Below are 13,304 nucleotides of genomic sequence, written 5' to 3'. Positions count from 1 at the left end.
CTCTCAGAACCTGGCAGCCAGGACGGCGATGAGTACGAGGACCGTTCCGGCCAGCATGTAGCCGGCGTAGGAGCGCACGTACCCGGACTCGGTGCGGCGGGTCAGGCGCCCCAGGGCGCCTGTACCCGTGGCGGCGCCCTCGACGGCGCCGTCGACGACGTAGCGCTCGACGGCGTCGGTGGCCAGGACCAGTCCCTGGCCGGTACGCATGGCCAGGGCCTCGTTGACGGCGTCCTGGTACATGTCCTTGCGGGCGGCCTCCACCAGCGGGTTGGTCGGCTGGAGGACAACGGGCACCGGGCGGCGCACGTACATCCACCAAGCCACGACGGCCCCGACGACGACCAGGGCGAGGGTGGCGCCCATGATGACGGTGGCCGGCAGGACCGGCTCGCCGTGCTCGGTGTGGCCGGTGACCGGCTCCAGCCAGGTGACGAACATGTCGTCGTAGGTCAGCAGCCCGCCCAGGCCGGCGGAGAACACGGACAGGACGATGAGGGGCAGGGTCATGAGCCAGCCGGACTCGTGGGGGTGGACCTCACCCTCCAGGTCCTCGTCCGTGGTCCAGCGCTGCCTGCCGTGGAAGATCATGAAGAACAGGCGGGACATGTAGAAGGCGGTCAGGCCCGCGCCCAGCAGGGCGATGGTTCCCAGGACCCAGGGCTTGGCGCCCTCACCGACGAAGGCGGCCTCGATGAGGCGGTCCTTGGACCAGAAGCCGGAGAAGGGCGGGACTCCCAGGATGGCGAGCCAGCCGATGCCCATGGTGACCCAGGTGATCGTCATGGCGCCGCGCAGGCCGCCGAAGCGGCGCATGTTGACCTGGTCGCTCATGGCGTGCATGACCGAGCCGGCCCCCAGGAAGAGCTGGGCCTTGAAGAATCCGTGGGTGAGCAGGTGGAAGATGGCGAAGGCGTAGCCGATCGGGCCGAGCCCGGCGCCCAGCATCATGTAGCCGATCTGGCTCATGGTGGAGGCGGCCAGGACCTTCTTCATGTCGTCCTTGGCGCTCCCGATGACGGCCCCCAGCAGCAGGGTGATGGCACCGACGACGGCGACGGCCGCCTGCGCGTCCGGGGCCCCCTCGAAGACGGCGGCGGAGCGGACCATGAGGTAGACGCCGGCGGTGACCATGGTGGCGGCGTGGATGAGGGCCGAGACCGGTGTGGGGCCGGCCATGGCGTCACCCAGCCAGGCCTGGAGCGGGAACTGGGCGGACTTGCCGCAGGCCGCCAGGAGCAGGAAGAAGCCGATGGCGGTGAGCCAGCCGGTGGTCACCGAGCCGTCGCCGGCAGCGGCGGAGACGGAGTCGAAGGAGACCGCTCCGACCTGGCCGACCATCGTCATCATGGCCAGCAGGAGGCCGACGTCGCCCACGCGGTTCATGACGAAGGCCTTCTTGGCCGCAGCGGCGTTCTCGCGGCTGGTGACCTGCTCACCCTGGGGGGCATCGGCGTCGGCCGTGTTCCAGAAGCCGATGAGCAGGTAGGAGGCCAGGCCCACGCCCTCCCAGCCGACGAAGAGCACGATGTAGGAGTCGCCCAGCACCAGGGTGAGCATCGCGGCGATGAAGAGGTTGAGGTAGGCGAAGAACCGGCGTCGGTCGCGGTCGTGGGCCATGTAGGCCACCGAGTACAGGTGGATGAGGAAGCCGACGCAGGTGACCAGGGTGACGAAGGTCAGCGAGAGCGGGTCCAGACGCAGGCCGACGTCGATGCTCAGGTTCCCGGCGGAGAACCAGTGGTAGAGGGGCAGCCCGATGACGCGTTCCTCGGCGGGCAGACCCAGGACCTGCACGAGGATGCCCACGCCCAGACAGGCGGTGGCCAGGGAGGCGGCCAGGCCCAGCCAGTGGCCCCAGGTGTTGGAGCGGCGTCCGGCCAGCAGCAGGAAGGCGGCCGAGACCGCGGGCACGGCGATGAGCAGCCAGGCCCAGGAGGCCGGACCGGTGGCCTCGGCCACAGGCGTCACGACGGCGGGGGCGGTGACAGGAGCGGGAAGCATGTCGGTGGCCTCTCCCCTCAGTTCTTGAGCAGGTTCTCGTCGTCGACCGACGTGGACCTGCGGGTGCGGAAGATGGATACGACGATGCTCAGCCCCACCACGACCTCGGCGGCGGCCACCACCATGACGAAGAAGGCGAAGACCTGGCCGGTGAGGTTGCCGTGGATCCGGGAGGAGGTCACCAGGACGAGGTTGACGGCGTTGAGCATGAGCTCAACGCCCATGAGCTCGATGATGGCGTTGCGGCGCAGCAGCACCGTGAGCGCCCCCAGGGTGAACAGCACCCCGGCCAGGATGATGTAGACGGTGATGGGGAGACTCACTTCTCCTCCTTCTGCTCAGGGGCTGCGTCGTCGGTGCTGCGGACGGGCTGCTTGACGACGGGGGCGGCGGCGCCGGGCATGGCCGGCATGCCGGAGCGACCGGTGTCCCGGGAGCCGATCGCGCCGACGCCACCTACGCTGTCCTGGCGGGAGACGATCGTCCCGGAGCGCTGGGCCAGTCCCATCTCCGGGGAGACGTCGGACAGATCCAGGCCCTGGCCGCGGGCCCGCAGGACCCGGGGAACGGATTCCTCGACGGCCTCGCCGTCGGCGCCGAGGGCCGGGGCGGCGGCGGAGTTGGTGGAGGCGTAGACGCCGGGCATCGGCTTCTGGCCGGGGTGGGCGCCCTTGGAGGCGTAGTCCTGCATCTTGTTCGCGGCCACGCGGCGCTGGCTGAGCCGGGCCCGGATGCGCTGGCGATGGGTGAGGGTCAGGGCGCCGACGGCGGCGACGATGAGCAGGATGGCGGTCAGCTCCATGGTGACGACGTGGTCGTTGTAGAGCGTGACGGCCAGCAGGTCGGGGGCGGCCTTGGCACCGTCCTTGAGCCCGGCCGGCGTCGGCAGGGCGGCGCGCCACACGACGGCGGCCAGGAACCCGGCCAGTCCCAGGCCCAGGAGGATGAGGACCGGGCGTCTCATGACCGAGCCGGCTGCGCCCACCGGCTCGTCGCCTCCGACGCCCACGAGCATGATGACGAACAGCACGAGGGTCATCACGGCACCGGTGTACACGACGACCTGGGTGATCCCCATGAAGGGCGACTCGTTGACGATGTAGAGGACGGCCAGCGAGATCATGATGCCGATCATGTTGATGGCGGCGGTGACGGCCCGCTTGGCGGTCAGGACGCCGATGCCGCAGGCCACGGTGACCAGGGCGACGACGCCGAACACGATGGCCTCGCCCAGCCCCAGACGGCCGTCCGAGGTCAGGGCGGTGGGAACCGCGGGAGCGGCGGAGACCGCGCCGGGCAGCAGGAGGACGCTCATCGCACGGCTCCCTTCACGGTCTGCCGGCTGCTCCAGCCGGAGGCGGTCGGGGCCGCCTTGGCACGGGCGCCGGACAGGCTGGGGTCGTCGGGCCGGTGGGCGCGCACCCAGTCGATCTGGGCCTGGGTGGAGCCGGTGACCCGCCCGCGGTAGTAGTCGCCGTCCTCGGTGTCCTCGACCATGGGGTGGGGGGCGCCGACGGCGCCGTCGGGCACAGGGGCCAGGAGGTCCTCCTTCTCGTAGATGAGGCCCTCGCGGCCGGGGCCGACGAGCTCGTCGAAGTCGGTGGACATGGTCAGGGCCCGGGTGGGGCAGGCCTCGATGCACATGCCGCAGAAGATGCAGCGCAGGTAGTTGATCTGGTAGACGCGCCCGTAGCGCTCGCCGGGCGAGTACTGGGCGCCGGGCTCGTTGGAGGCGGCCTCGACGTAGATCGCGTCGGCGGGGCAGGCCCAGGCGCACAGCTCGCAGCCGATGCACTTCTCCAGGCCGTCGTCGTAGCGGTTGAGCTGGTGGCGCCCGTGGTAGCGGGGCATCACCTGGGGCGGCTCGAAGGGGTACTGCTCGGTGACCACTGGGCGGAACATCGAGGAGATGGTGACCCCGTATCCGGCCACGGGCGCGAAGGCCCGGGCCACGGCGGAGGGGGCGTCGCGCAGCCAGTCGTCGTGCTGGGAGCCCCGGGAGCGGTTGGGGCGGCGATCAGTCATCTTTTCCCTCCTGGGGTACCTCAGCGGCCTCGTCGGTGGCCTTGTCTGTGGCTGTGTCACTGGCCGAGTCGGCCTTGAGGCCAAGGGTGAAGGTGGGCAGGGCGGTGGCCGAGTCCGAGCCGGAACGGTTCGGGGAGGCGGACTCGGGCGAGCCGGCTGAGGCGGCCGACTCGACGACGTCGTCGGCATCGTCATCCTCGCGGTCGACGTCATCCAGGACGCCGACGGCGGTGACCGCCCCGCCCTCGGCGTCCTCCGCGCCGTCGGCGTCGGAGGCCAACGCGGCGCGGCGGGCGCGCGGCGAGGGCGGCAGGGACTCCCCCGGCAGCGGCGGGACGGGGAAGCCCTCGAGGAAGGCGATGTGGTCGTCGTCGGCACTCATGATCTCGACGTCGTCATCGGCCTCGCCGTACTCGTCATCGTCATAGTCGTAGAGCTCCTCCTCGTCCTCCTTGTCGGGCATGAGGAAGAGGATGAGCATGATGATGCAGAAGACGACGGCCATCGGCAGCAGCAGGGCCTGCGCGGAGGCGCCGGAGAAGGTACGGAAGGCGCGCACCACCGCGACCAGCACGAACCACACCAGGGAGACCGGGATGAGGACCTTCCAGCCCAGCTTCATGAAGTGGTCGTAGCGGATGCGCACCAGGGTGCCTCGGGTCCAGATCATGAAGAACATGACGGCCCAGACCTTGCCGATGAACCACAGCATCGGCCACCACCCGGAGTTGGCGCCCTCCCAGAACAGGCTGAGGACGGTGGAGCGCCAGCCACCCAGGAACAGGGTGACGCAGACGGCCGAGACGTTGAACATGTTGATGTACTCGGCCAGGAAGTACCAGGCGAACTTCATCGAGGAGTACTCGACCATATGGCCGGCGACGAGCTCGCCCTCGGCCTCGGGCAGGTCGAAGGGGAGGCGGTTGACCTCACCGACCATGGAGATGACGTAGATGATGAAGCTGGGCAGCATCGCCACGGCCCACCAGATGCGCTGCTGGGCACCGACGATCCCGGAGGTGGACATCGTCCCCGAGGCCAGGAAGACCGTGAGGATGGACAGGCTCATGCTCAGCTCGTAGGAGATGACCTGCGCGGCGCTGCGCACGGCGCCGAAGAGCGGGTAGGTGGAGTGGGTGGACCAACCGCCCAGGATGATGCCGTAGACGCCGAAGGCGGTGATGGCCAGGATGTAGAGGACCGCCACCGGGAAGTCGGTCAGCTGCAGAGGCGTGGAGTGGCCGAAGATGCTCACCTGCGGCCCGAAGGGGATGACCGCGTAGACCATGAAGGCGCTGAAGGCGGCGATGAGCGGCGCCAGGAGGTAGATGACCTTCTCGGCCCCCTTGAGCCAGAAGTCCTCCTTCATGATGAGCTTGCCGGCGTCGGCGACCGCCTGCAGCAGGCCGAGCGGTCCGTTGACGTTGGGGCCCAGGCGGGTCTGCATGCGGGCCAGACCGCGCCGCTCCACCCACAGCGCCATCATGACGCTGACGATGAGGAAGGCGACGATGAAGACGGCCTTGATGAGGGTCAGCCACCAGGTCTCGGCGGAGAAGTCGGCGACCACGCCCCCGTTGGAGACGGCGTCGTCGGCGGCGGCCGCCTGAGCCGCGTAGATCGGGTTCACCTCAGTACCTCCGCTGCATGGGTCAGGGTGACCTGGGAGCCGTGCCCGGCGCCCAGGGTTTGGTGGACAGTGGATCCGGCCGAGCACTCGGGCAGCCACACAGTTCCATCGCTGACGCCGCCGACGACGGCCGGCAGGGTGATCGATCCGGTGGCGGTCGACACGGTCACCTCCTCACCGCCGCGCAGCGACAGGCGCTGGGCGAGGTCGGTGCCCACCCGGGCGATGGGACGCAGGGCGGTGGCGGCCAGGAAGGGCTCGCCGTCCTGGAGGCGTCCGGCGTCGAGCATGGGCTTGTGAGTGGTCAGACGCGCCTCCACGCCGCCGCCGACGGACGCCTCGGCGCCGGTCACCGGGGCGCGACCGAAGGCGACCGGCATGCGCTGCCCGCGCCACAGGCCCAGGTCGGCGAGCTGCTCGTGCAGCACGACCAGGTCGTCGACCTGGAGGTCGGCCCCCATCTCGTCGGCGAGCATCCCCAGGACCTGGCGGTCGGTGCGGGCGCGTGAGACGTGGGCCTGGCCGAAGGGCCGCACCCGCCCCTCCCAGTTGACGAAGGTTCCGTTCTTCTCCACGGCCGGGGCGACGGGCAGGACGACGTCAGCATGCTCGCTGACCTCGCTGCGACGCACCTCGAGCTGGACGGTGAAGCCGCTGGCGGCCAGGGCCGCACGGGCCAGGCCCGGGTCGGGGAAGTCGCGCAGGTCGACGCCGCCGACGACGGCACCGGCGAGCGTCCCGTCCAAGAGGGAGGAGAGGATCCCGGTGGTGTCGCGGCCCAGCGACGTGGGCAGGAGGTGCTCGGAGCCCATGCCCCAGGCCCGCTCGACCTCGGCGCGGGCCTCGGGGTCGGCCACGGGGCGTCCGCCGGGCAGCAGGCCGGGCAGGAGGCCAGCCTCGACGCCGCCGCGCTCACCGCTGCGGCGTGGAACCCAGACCAGGTGGGCACCGGTGGCGGTGGCCAAAGCGTCGGCGACGCTCAGCAGGCCGGGCACGCAGGCGGCGCGCTCGCCGACGAGGATGGTGGCGCCGTCTGCGCGCAGGGCCTCGACGAGGTCGGGGTGGGTCTGGCTGAGGTGGGCGACGACGCGGGCCTCCTCACCGGGCGGGGTGAGGATGGCCTGGGCGGAGAGCTTGCGGCTGCCGGCGCTCAGGCAGGTGGTCACGGTGGCCACCTTGACACCGCCGGCGCGCACGCCCTTACGCAGGCGCAGGAACAGGGATCCGCACTCGTCCTCGGGCTCCAGGCCCAGGAGCAGGACCTGGCCGGCCCTCTCTAGGTGACGGTAGGTGACGGCACCCAGCCCGGTACCGGCCACCCGGGCGGCCAGGAAGGTGTCCTCCTCCAGGCTGTGGGCGCGCACGCGCTGATCGATGTCGTTGGTGCCCAGCACGGTACGGGCGAAGCGGGACCAGGCCCAGGCGTCCTCCAGGGTGAGACGGCCGCCGGGCAGGAGCCCCACTCCGCCGTCGGAGGCGGCGCGGGCCAGCCCCTGGGCGGCCACGTCCAGGGCGTCGGACCAGGAGGTGGTGACGAGCTCACCGGTCTCCTCGTCGCGCACGAGCGGCACGGTGAGACGGTCGGGCTGGGAGGACCAGGTGAAGGCGAAGCGGTCCTTGTCGGTGATCCACTCCTCGTTGACCTCGGGGTCGTTGCCGGCCAGGTGGCGCAGGACGACGCCGCGGCGCATGTCGACACGAATGGCCGAGCCCGAGGCGTCATGCTCGGTGACGGAGTCGGTGGAGACCAGGTCCATGGGGCGGGCCCGGAAGCGGTACCTCGCCGAGGTCAGGGCGCCCACGGGGCAGATCTGGATGATGTTGCCCGAGAAGTAGGAGGCGAAGGGCCGCCCGGAAGCGTCCAGGTCCTCACGTCCGGCACCCAGGTCGGGGCCGTAGTCGGTGCCGTCGGAGGCACCGGGCTCACCGCCGGGGCCGGTCAGGTCGCCCAGGGCGCTCAGCGAGGGCACACCACGGATGGTCTGAAGGTCGGCGTCAATGGACTGCTCGGCCGAGCCGGTGGAGAAGTCCAGGACCCGGGCGTCGAAGCGCCCGATCTGCTCGGAGTACAGGCCGCCGGCGTGCTCGGGGTCGCCGTCCATGTCGAAGGAGGGGTGCCCGCCGCCGCGGCCCTGGAGGGCGATGAAGGGGTCACCGGGGATCTGGTCGGCGAAGCGCACGCAGCGCTGGCACAGGATGCAGCGGTCACGGTCCAGCAGGATGTTGCTGGTCAGGCGCAGCGGCTTGGGGAAGGTGCGCTTGACGTCGGTGAAGCGGGTGGCGGACTGGGCGCCGGAGGCCATGAGCTCCAGGGCCTGGTTCTGCAGGGGGCACTCGCCGCCCTTGTCGCACACGGGACAGTCCAGCGGGTGGTTGATGAGGAGGAACTCCATGGTCCCGGCCTGGGCCTTGGCGGCGACCTCGCTGGTGGCCTGGGTGGAGATCTCCATGCCCTCCATGGCGGTCATGGCGCAGGAGGGCTGGGGCTTGGGCATGGGCCGTACGACGCCGTCGCGCCCGGGCATGGCCACCTCCACCAGGCACTGGCGGCAGTTGGCCGACGGCGCGAGCAGCGGGTGGTCGCAGAAGCGCGGGATGCGCACGCCGACCTGCTCGGCGGCGCGGATGAGGAGGGTTCCCTTCTCGACCTCGACGGGAAGCCCGTCGATGGTCATGTGGACCATCTCGGGGGCCGGAGGCGCCGCGGGCGTGGAGCTCTTGGTGGTCGTCTCAGCAGTCATGGCTCACCGTGCGCTTTCGAAGACGGAGGAGGCGGCATAGGGGAAGAGCTCGCAGGCCGCGGCGGTGTAGCCGGCCTCGAACTCCTCGCGGAACCGCTTGATGCCGGTCAGGACCGGAGTGGCGGAGGCGTCGCCCAGTGCGCAGAAGGAGCGCCCGGCAATGTTGGAGGCGATGGACTCGAGCTTCTCGACGTCGCCGGGCAGTCCGCGTCCGGCCTCCAGTCGCAGCATGATCTGGCGCATCCAGTAGGTGCCCTCGCGGCAGGGGGTGCACTTGCCGCAGGACTCGTGCTGGTAGAACTCGGTCCAGCGGGTCACCACGCGCACCACCGAGACGGTCTCGTCGAAGACCTGCAGGGCGCGGGTCCCCAGCATGGAGCCGGCCTCGGCCACGGACTCGTAGTCCAGGGGGACGTCGAGCTCGTCGGGGCCGAAGATCGGCGTCGAGGAGCCTCCCGGCACCCAGAACTTCAGCTCGTGACCAGGGCGGATGCCACCGGAGAGCTCGATGAGCTCGCGCATCGTGATGCCGAAGGGGGCCTCGTACTGGCCGGGGCGGGCCACGTGCCCGGATACGGAGAAGATGCCGTGGCCCTTGGACTTCTCGGTGCCCATGGTGGAGTACCACTGGGCGCCTCTGGCCAGGATCGCCGGGACCGAGGCGATGGTCTCGACGTTGTTGACCACCGTGGGCCGGGCGTAGAGGCCGGCGACGGCGGGGAAGGGCGGCTTGAGGCGGGGGTGGCCACGACGTCCCTCCAGGGAGTCCAGCAGGGCGGTCTCCTCACCGCAGATGTAGGCCCCGGCGCCGGCGTGGGCCGTGATGCGCAGGCGCTGCTGGCCGTCGAGCCCGAAGCCGGTGTCCAGCAGGCCGGACTCGGTGGCCTCGCGCACGGCGCCGAGCAGGCGGCGGTAGACATGGGGGACCTCGCCGCGCAGGTAGACGAAGGCGTGGTCGCCACCGATGGCGCGCGAGGTGATGGCGATGCCCTCGATGAGCGCCTGGGGGTTGGACATGATCGTGGGGATGTCCTTGCAGGTGCCCGGCTCGGACTCGTCGGCGTTGACCACGAGGTAGCGCGGGCCACCGTCGACCGGGGGCAGGAAGGACCACTTGAGCCCCGTGGGGAACCCGGCGCCGCCGCGTCCGCGCAGGCCGGAGTCCTTGATGAGGGTGATGAGGTCCTCACTGCTGAGGGTCTTGGCCTTCTTCAGGCCCTCGTAGCCGCCGTGGTCGAGGTAGGCCTGCAGGGTCCAGGAGCGCTCCTGGTCCCACAGGTCGCTCAGGACCGGGGTGAGGGTGCCCGGCGCGGTGTAGGTGGCGGTGGCGCTCACTTGGTCTCCTCCTTCGGCGCGGTCCAGCCCTGCTCGCGGGCGATGCGCAGGCCCCGCAGGGTCGGCTCGCCGGGGCCGCGGCCCTCGTCGGTGCGGCCGTCCTCGAATCCGGCGAGCAGGCGCTCGTTCTCACGGAAGGTGGGCACGGTCTCGGGGCCGCGGGTGGGGGCCACGTCCTCGCCGCGCTCGAGGGCCTTGATCATGGCGACGGCGGAGTCGGGGGTCTGATTGTCGAAGAACTCCCAGTTGACCATGACGACGGGGGCGTAGTCGCAGGCGGCGTTGCACTCGATGCGCTCGAGGCTGATGGTGCCGTCCTCGCTGGTCTCCTCGGCGCCCAGGCCTGTGTGCTCGGTGACGGCCGACCAGATCTCGTCCCCGCCCATGACGGCGCACAGGGCGTTGGTGCACACGCCCACGTGGTAGGTGCCGGCCGGGTGGCGGCGGAACTGGCTGTAGAAGGTGGCCACGGCGCTGACCTCGGCGCGCTCCAGGCCCAGCCGGGCGGCGCACAGGGCGATGCCGGCCGGCGAGACGTAGCCGTCCACGGACTGGAAGAGGTGGAGCATCGGGATGAGGGCGCTGCGCTCCTTGCCCGCCGGGTAGCGGGCGATGATTCGCTCGATGTCGACCTGGAGGCCCTGGGCGACGTCGGGGCTGTAGCCGGCGGCGACGGCGGCCGCCGCGACGGTGCCCACCGGGCCGACCGCGCTGACGGTGGCGATGGTCTCGACGGCGGGATTGACTGCGTTCTCGGTGGTGCTCATCAGCGGTCCACGCCTCCCAGGACGGGGTCGATGGAGGCCAGGGTGGGCACGAGGTCGGCGATCATGCCGCCCTCGCCCATCAGGGCCAGCGACTGCAGGTTGGAGAAGGAGGGGTCGCGGAAGTGGACCCGGTAGGGGCGGGTACCGCCGTCGGAGACGGCGTGGATGCCCAGCACCCCCTTGGCGTGCTCGACGGTCTGGTAGACCTGCCCGGCCGGGACCCGGAAGCCCTGGGTCACCAGCTTGAAGTGGTGGATGAGGGACTCCATGGACGAGCCCATGATCTCGCGCACGTGCTCGAGGGACTGGCCCTGGCCGTCGGTGGCGATGGCCATGCGGGCGGGCCAGGCAACAGTCGGGTCGGCCACCATCGTGGTGTTGGAGGGGTCCTCGCCACGGGCGGAGATCTCGTCGAGGCGGTCCAGGCACTGGGAGACGATCTTGAGGGACTCGTAGGACTCGTCCAGCCGGATCCGCAGGCGGTTGTAGCAGTCGGAGACCTTGTAGGTGGGGACCCGGAAGTCGTAGGTCTCGTAGCCGCAGTAGGGGTTGGAACGCCGCAGGTCCAGGGGGTAGCCGGCCGCCCGCAGGCACGGCCCGGTCAGGCCCAGGGCGAGCCCGCCGGCCAGGCTGATCTCGCCCACACCGATGAAGCGGGACTTAAGGATCGGGTTCTCCAGGAGCAGCAGCTCGAGCTCGTGGATGTCCTGCTTGATGTCGGGCATCACCGAGCGCACGAACTCGGTGAAGCCCTCGGGGATGTCCTGGGCCAGGCCCCCGGGGCGGACGTAGGCGTGGTTCATGCGCAGCCCGGAGACCATCTCGAAGGCCTTGAGGATGTTCTCGCGGCAGCGGAAGGCGATGGTCATGAGCGTTGTGCCGCCCATCTCGTTTCCCCCGGTGCCCACGGCCACGACGTGGGAGGCGATGCGGTTGAGCTCCATGAGCAGCACACGGGTGACGGTGGCCTTCTCGGGGACGTCGTCGGTGATGCCCAGGAGCCTCTCGACGGCGAGTGCGTAGCCGACCTCCTGGAAGAAGGGGGCCACGTAGTCCATGCGGGTCACGAAGGTCTCGCCCTGGACCCAGGTGCGGTACTCCATGTTCTTCTCGATACCGGTGTGCAGGTAGCCGGTACCGACACGGACCTCGGTGACGACCTCGCCGTCGGCCTCCAGGACCAGGCGCAGCACCCCGTGGGTGGAGGGGTGGACCGGGCCCATGTTGAGCACGATGCGGTCGTTGCGCAGGCGGTCGGCCTCGTCGCGCTCGGCGATCTGGGCGACGACGTCGTCCCAGTCCCCACCGCTGACGGTGAACTGCTCGGCGCCGGCGGACAACTCGTCCGTGGCGGGGCCGGAGGCGCGGAAGGTGCTTGTGGTGCTCATCAGCGGTAGGACCTCCGGGTGTCGGCGGGCGGGGTCTGGGCGCCCTTGTACTCGACGGGGATGCCGCCCAGTGGGTAGTCCTTGCGCTGGGGGTGGCCCACCCAGTCGTCGGGCATGGCGGTGCGGGTCAGGTGGGGGTGGCCGTCGAAGACGATGCCCATGAGGTCCCAGGTCTCGCGCTCGTGCCAGTCGTTGCCGGGGTAGACCGAGACGATGGAGGGCACGTGCGGGTCGGTCTCGGGGCAGGCGACCTGGAGGCGCAGCTGGCGCCCGCCGTGGGTCAGGCTCATGAGCTCGATGCAGGCGTGCAGCTCACGGCCGGCCAGCTGGGGGTAGTGGACGCCGCTGACGCCCAGGCACAACTCGAAGCGCAGGTCCTGGTCGTCGCGCAGGGGGCGCACGACGTCGAGCAGGTGCTCGCGGGCGATGAACAGGGTGAGCTCATCGTGCTCGATGACGACCTTCTCGATGGCGGCGGCCGGGTCGACGCCGGCGTCCTGGAGGTCCTCGATGAGGGCGTCGACGACGCCGTCGAACCAGCTGCCGTAGGGGCGCGCGGCGGCGGGGGCCAGGGTGACGATGCCGCGGTGCTCGCCGTAGCCGGTGGTGTCGCCGGCATCGGAGGCGCCGAACTGGCCGGTGGGGGCGGCGATGACCTCCAGGCGCAGCTCGGGGCGCACGGGGGTGCCGGCGACCTCGGGCACGTCGGGAACCGCCGAGACCTCTGGGATCTCGGGCAGGGCGTCCGAGCCGGAGCCGTTCGCCGGAGCGTTCTTCTCACTCATGCCAGCTGGCCCTTCATCTCATGGGTGGGGGTGGCGGACAGGGCGGCGGCCTCAACGGCGCGGGCGATCTCCTCGCGGTGCTTGAACAGCGGCTTCTTCTCGATCTGGCGGGTGAGCTCGAGCATGGCGTTGAGGAGCATCTCGGGGCGGGGCGGGCAGCCGGGCAGGTAGATGTCCACCGGGACGATGTGGTCGCAGCCCTGGACGACGGCGTAGTTGTTGAAGATACCGCCCGAGGAGGCGCAGGCGCCCATGGAGATGACCCACTTGGGCTCGGGCATGGAGTCGTAGACGTTGCGCACGATCGGCGCCATCTTGTGGGAGACGCGGCCTGAGACGATCATGACGTCGGCGTGGCGCGGGGAGGCGCGGAAGACCTCCCAGCCGAAGCGGGCCATGTCGAAGCGGGGGGTGCCGGCGGCCATCATCTCGATGGCGCAGCAGGCCAGGCCCATGGTGACGGGCCACATGGAGCGGGCCTGGGCCAGGCCCGCGAGCCTCTCGACGGTGGTCAGCAGGAAGCCGGGGCTGTCCACCTCGGCGGCAGCGGCTGCGTAGGGGTCGTTGCGCTTGGACGGGATGGACGCCATGAAGGCGTTGTGCTTTTTCATGCTCTTCACTGCTGTGTT

At 70.6% G+C, this 13,304-nt stretch carries 11 protein-coding genes; all 11 read right to left on the bottom strand.

The annotated features are described in order from the left end of the window. Window positions 1–3 precede the first annotated feature (3 nt). The 11 genes from nuoL to HMPREF9056_RS01275 are packed head-to-tail and all read right to left on the bottom strand — an operon-like array spanning window position 4 to window position 13,286. A complete protein-coding gene (gene nuoL, locus HMPREF9056_RS01325) occupies window positions 4–2,004 on the bottom strand; it encodes an NADH-quinone oxidoreductase subunit L (protein WP_009402147.1) in 2,001 nt (666 codons plus the stop codon). Window positions 2,005–2,021: 17 nt separating this feature from the next. After that, complete coding sequence (gene nuoK / locus HMPREF9056_RS01320; RefSeq protein ID WP_009402146.1) at window positions 2,022–2,327, bottom strand: NADH-quinone oxidoreductase subunit NuoK; 306 nt, start codon at window positions 2,325–2,327, stop codon at window positions 2,022–2,024. Next, window positions 2,324–3,319, bottom strand: a complete 996-nt coding sequence (locus tag HMPREF9056_RS01315; RefSeq protein WP_009402145.1) for an NADH-quinone oxidoreductase subunit J — start codon at window positions 3,317–3,319, stop codon at window positions 2,324–2,326. Before HMPREF9056_RS01315 ends, nuoK begins: the two co-directional genes overlap by 4 nt. After that, window positions 3,316–4,029, bottom strand: coding sequence for an NADH-quinone oxidoreductase subunit NuoI (nuoI, locus tag HMPREF9056_RS01310; RefSeq protein WP_009402144.1), 714 nt, complete (start codon window positions 4,027–4,029; stop codon window positions 3,316–3,318). Before nuoI ends, HMPREF9056_RS01315 begins: the two co-directional genes overlap by 4 nt. Continuing rightward, a complete protein-coding gene (nuoH, locus tag HMPREF9056_RS01305; RefSeq protein WP_009402143.1) occupies window positions 4,022–5,659 on the bottom strand; it encodes an NADH-quinone oxidoreductase subunit NuoH in 1,638 nt (545 codons plus the stop codon). The genes nuoI and nuoH overlap by 8 nt, the downstream gene beginning before the upstream one ends. Continuing rightward, window positions 5,656–8,400, bottom strand: a complete 2,745-nt coding sequence (locus HMPREF9056_RS01300) for an NADH-quinone oxidoreductase subunit G (RefSeq protein ID WP_009402142.1) — start codon at window positions 8,398–8,400, stop codon at window positions 5,656–5,658. The genes nuoH and HMPREF9056_RS01300 overlap by 4 nt, the downstream gene beginning before the upstream one ends. Before the next feature lie 3 nt (window positions 8,401–8,403). Continuing rightward, window positions 8,404–9,735 (bottom strand): NADH-quinone oxidoreductase subunit NuoF, encoded by a 1,332-nt coding sequence (nuoF, locus tag HMPREF9056_RS01295; protein ID WP_009402141.1) that lies wholly within the window; start codon window positions 9,733–9,735, stop codon window positions 8,404–8,406. Next, entirely contained in the window at window positions 9,732–10,502 is a 771-nt protein-coding gene (gene nuoE / locus HMPREF9056_RS01290) for an NADH-quinone oxidoreductase subunit NuoE (RefSeq protein ID WP_009402140.1), read from the bottom strand. The genes nuoF and nuoE overlap by 4 nt, the downstream gene beginning before the upstream one ends. Beyond that, entirely contained in the window at window positions 10,502–11,890 is a 1,389-nt protein-coding gene (locus tag HMPREF9056_RS01285) for an NADH-quinone oxidoreductase subunit D (RefSeq protein WP_009402139.1), read from the bottom strand. The genes nuoE and HMPREF9056_RS01285 overlap by 1 nt, the downstream gene beginning before the upstream one ends. Beyond that, window positions 11,890–12,675, bottom strand: a complete 786-nt coding sequence (locus HMPREF9056_RS01280; RefSeq protein ID WP_009402138.1) for an NADH-quinone oxidoreductase subunit C — start codon at window positions 12,673–12,675, stop codon at window positions 11,890–11,892. The genes HMPREF9056_RS01285 and HMPREF9056_RS01280 overlap by 1 nt, the downstream gene beginning before the upstream one ends. Beyond that, on the bottom strand, window positions 12,672–13,286 hold the full coding sequence (locus tag HMPREF9056_RS01275) for an NADH-quinone oxidoreductase subunit B (protein WP_009402135.1): 615 nt from the start codon (window positions 13,284–13,286) through the stop codon (window positions 12,672–12,674). Before HMPREF9056_RS01275 ends, HMPREF9056_RS01280 begins: the two co-directional genes overlap by 4 nt. Between the last annotated feature and the right edge of the window lie 18 nt (window positions 13,287–13,304).

This window comes from Actinomyces sp. oral taxon 170 str. F0386 (assembly GCF_000195595.1).
Taxonomy (GTDB): Bacteria; Actinomycetota; Actinomycetes; order Actinomycetales; family Actinomycetaceae; genus Actinomyces.
This window is presented reverse-complemented; position numbering and strand designations above follow the sequence as displayed.